At 43.9% G+C, this 610-nt stretch carries 1 pseudogene; it reads left to right on the top strand.

Annotated features, from left to right (window positions below):
- Positions 1–610, top strand: a pseudogene (locus tag A3738_RS10630) (DNA mismatch repair protein MutS); the annotation flags it as partial.

Here is a 610-nt window from a genome sequence, read left to right on the forward strand (position 1 = left end):
AGATAGATGCTACAACTCAAGGCGAATCGACAAGTACGCTGTCTTGGGTATTAGATCATTGCAGTACTGCGATGGGTAGCCGTCTTCTGCGCCGTTGGTTGAACCAGCCTACACAACAGAAAATAGTAGCCGAACATCGTCATGATGCAGTTGGAGAGCTTCTTAATAACTATCACTTCGATCTTGTTATTGATCAGTTAAAGCATGTCAGCGATATTGAACGAATTCTGGCTCGGGTAGCACTTGGTTCCGCACGACCAAGGGATCTTACCCGCCTTAAAGATACGCTTCTTGTTTTACCCGCATTGCAGGTCGCTATTAAGAACCTAAACACCGGTTTACTTGATGACTTGAAATCTCGAATCTCAGAGCATCCGTCACTTGCTCAATTGCTCGATAGCGCCGTAATTGATAATCCTCCGGTTGTCATTCGTGATGGTGGGGTTATTAAAGAAGGTTTTGATTCTGAGCTAGATGAACTTCGAAACATGAGTGAAAATGCGGGTCAGTTTCTCATCGATCTAGAGGAACGCGAACGCGAAGAAACTGGCATATCAACACTTAAAGTCGGCTATAACCGTGTACATGGGTACTTTATAGAAATTTCAAA

The organism is Oleiphilus sp. HI0066 (assembly GCF_001635725.1).